Origin of the sequence: Frateuria sp., assembly GCF_035695185.1 — a bacterium.
Taxonomy (GTDB): domain Bacteria; phylum Pseudomonadota; class Gammaproteobacteria; order Xanthomonadales; family Rhodanobacteraceae; genus Frateuria_A.
Window position 1 is genome coordinate 1 of the sequence record NZ_DASSES010000124.1, and the last position, 3,078, is coordinate 3,078.

The 3,078-nt window shown below is 66.6% G+C and carries 1 protein-coding gene; it reads left to right on the forward strand.

From position 1 onward, the window contains the following. Positions 1 to 3,078: carbamoyl-phosphate synthase large subunit (carB, locus tag VFH59_RS10265; RefSeq protein ID WP_325164797.1), on the forward strand; the 3,078-nt coding region annotated here is incomplete at both ends.

The window sequence follows — 3,078 nt, forward strand, 5'->3', positions numbered from 1 at the left end:
ATCCTGGTCAACTCCAACCCGGCCACGATCATGACCGACCCGGAGATGGCCGACGCGGTCTACATCGAGCCGATCAACTGGCAGACGGTCGAGCGCATCATCGCCAAGGAAAAGCCCGACGCGGTGCTGCCGACCATGGGCGGGCAGACCGCGCTCAACTGCGCGCTGGACCTGGCCGACAACGGCGTGCTCGAGAAACACGGCGTCGAGCTGATCGGCGCCTCGCGCGATGCGATCCGCATGGCCGAGGACCGCGAGCTGTTCAAGCAGGCGATGGCCGACATCGGCCTGGACTGCCCGAAGGCGGAAGTGGCCCGCAGCTACGAGCAGGCCGTCGACATCCAGACCCGGGTTGGCTTCCCGACCATCATCCGCCCGAGCTTCACGCTTGGCGGCTCCGGCGGCGGCATCGCCTACAACGTCGAGGAGTTCGAGGAAATCGTCAAGCGCGGTCTCGAGCTCTCGCCGGTGCACGAAGTGCTGGTCGAGGAATCGGTGCTCGGCTGGAAGGAATTCGAGATGGAGGTGGTCCGCGACAAGGCGGACAACTGCATCATCGTCTGCTCGATCGAGAACCTCGATCCGATGGGTGTGCACACCGGCGACTCGATCACCGTGGCGCCCGCGCAGACGCTCACCGACAAGGAATACCAGCGCCTGCGTGATGCCTCCATCGCGGTGCTGCGCAAGATCGGCGTGGACACCGGCGGCTCCAACGTGCAGTTCGGCATCAATGCCGAGAACGGCCGCGTGGTGGTGATCGAGATGAACCCGCGCGTGTCGCGTTCCTCGGCGCTGGCCTCCAAGGCGACCGGCTTCCCGATCGCCAAGGTTGCCGCGAAGCTGGCCGTGGGCTACACGCTGGACGAGCTCAAGAACGACATCACCAGCGGGCTTACGCCGGCGTCGTTCGAGCCGACCATCGACTACGTGGTCACCAAGATCCCGCGCTTCGCCTTCGAGAAATTCCCGTCGGCGGATGCACGCCTGACCACGCAGATGAAATCGGTCGGCGAAGTCATGGCGATGGGCCGCACGTTCCATGAGTCGCTGCAGAAGGCGCTGCGCGGGCTGGAGATCGGCAAGACGGGCCTCAACCCGACGGGCCTGGACCTGACCAGCGCCGAGGGCCTGGCCACGGTCCGGCGCGAACTGCGCGAGCCCCGGCCCGAGCGCGTGTTCTACGTGGCCGACGCCTTCCGCGCCGGCCTGTCGCTGGAAGAGATCTACGACTGCAGCCGCATCGACCCCTGGTTCCTGGCCGCCTTCGAAGACATCGTCCTGACCGAAAAGGAGGTCAGGGCGCAGGGCATGACCGCACTCAATGGGCGGCGCATGCGCGAGTTGAAGCGCATGGGCTTCGCCGATGCGCGCATCGCCCAGCTGCTCAACACCGACGAGGCCGCCATCCGCCACCTGCGCCACACGCTGGGCGTGCGTCCGGTATACAAGCGCGTGGATTCGTGCGCAGCCGAGTTCGCCACCAGCACCGCCTACATGTACTCGACCTACGAGGAAGAGTGCGAAGCCAATCCGTCCGACCGCGAGAAGATCGTGGTGCTGGGCGGTGGCCCGAACCGCATCGGCCAGGGCATCGAGTTCGACTACTGCTGCGTGCACGCAGCGCTCGCCCTGCGCGAGGACGGGTTCGAGACCATCATGGTCAACTGCAACCCGGAAACCGTCTCGACCGACTACGACACCTCCGACCGCCTGTACTTCGAGCCGTTGACGCTCGAGGACGTGCTGGAGATCGTTGAACTGGAGAAGCCCAGGGGCGTGATCGTGCAGTACGGCGGCCAGACCCCGCTCAAGCTGGCGCGCGCCCTGGAAGCTGCCGGCGTGCCGGTCATCGGCACCTCGCCCGATTCGATCGACCTGGCCGAGGACCGCGAGCGCTTCCAGCAGATGATCCACAAGCTGGGCCTGCGCCAGCCGCCCAACCGCACCGCGCGCAACGCCGACGAGGCGCTGGCGCTGGCCCGCGAGATTGGCTATCCGATGGTGGTGCGCCCCAGCTACGTGCTGGGCGGCCGGGCGATGGAGGTGGTCTACGACGACGCCGACCTCTCGCGCTACATCCGCGAGGCGGTGCAGGTGTCCAACGACTCGCCCGTACTGCTCGATCGCTTCCTTGATCACGCGGTCGAGGTGGACGTGGACATCATCGCCGACGCCGAGGGCAACGTGCTGGTCGGCGGCATCATGGAGCACATCGAGGAGGCCGGCGTGCACTCGGGCGACTCGTCCTGCTCGCTGCCGCCGTACTCGCTTTCCGCGGAGATCCAGGACGAACTGCGCCGCCAGGTAGCCGCGATGGCGAAGGAGCTCAAGGTCATCGGGCTGATGAACACGCAGTTCGCGATCCAGGGCGATACGGTCTACATCCTGGAGGTGAACCCTCGCGCTTCGCGCACGGTGCCGTTCGTTTCCAAGGCCACGGGCGTGCCGCTGGCCAAGATCGCGGCCCGTTGCATGGCCGGCCGCACGCTGGCGAGCCAGGGCGCAACGCGGGAAATCATCCCCGACTACTTCTCGGTGAAAGAGGCGATCTTCCCGTTCCTGAAGTTCCAGAACGTCGATCCCATCCTCGGTCCGGAAATGCGCTCGACCGGCGAGGTCATGGGCGTGGGGCGCAAGTTCGGTGCCGCCTTCGCGCGTGGCCATGAAGCGGCGGGCATCCTCGCGCCCAACACCGGCAAGGTATTCCTGTCCGTGCGCGACGCCGACAAGGAGCGCCTGCTGCCGGTCGCAAGGGAAGTGCTGGCGCGCGGCTTCAGCCTGGTCGCCACCGGCGGCACCGCGGCGTTCCTCGACGAACACGGGGTGCCGTGTGAGCGCATCAACAAGGTGCTGGAAGGGCGACCGCACATCGTCGACCTGATCAAGAACGGCGAGATCGTCTATATCGTCAATACCACCGAGGGCAAGCAGGCCATCGCCGACTCGTTCTCGATCCGGCGCGAGGCCCTGCAGCACCGCGTCACCTACTCGACCACCGTGGCAGGCGCGCGTGCGCTCGTCCACTCGCTGGATTTCCACGGCGAGGCGGACGTGCACAGCCTGCAGGAACTGCAC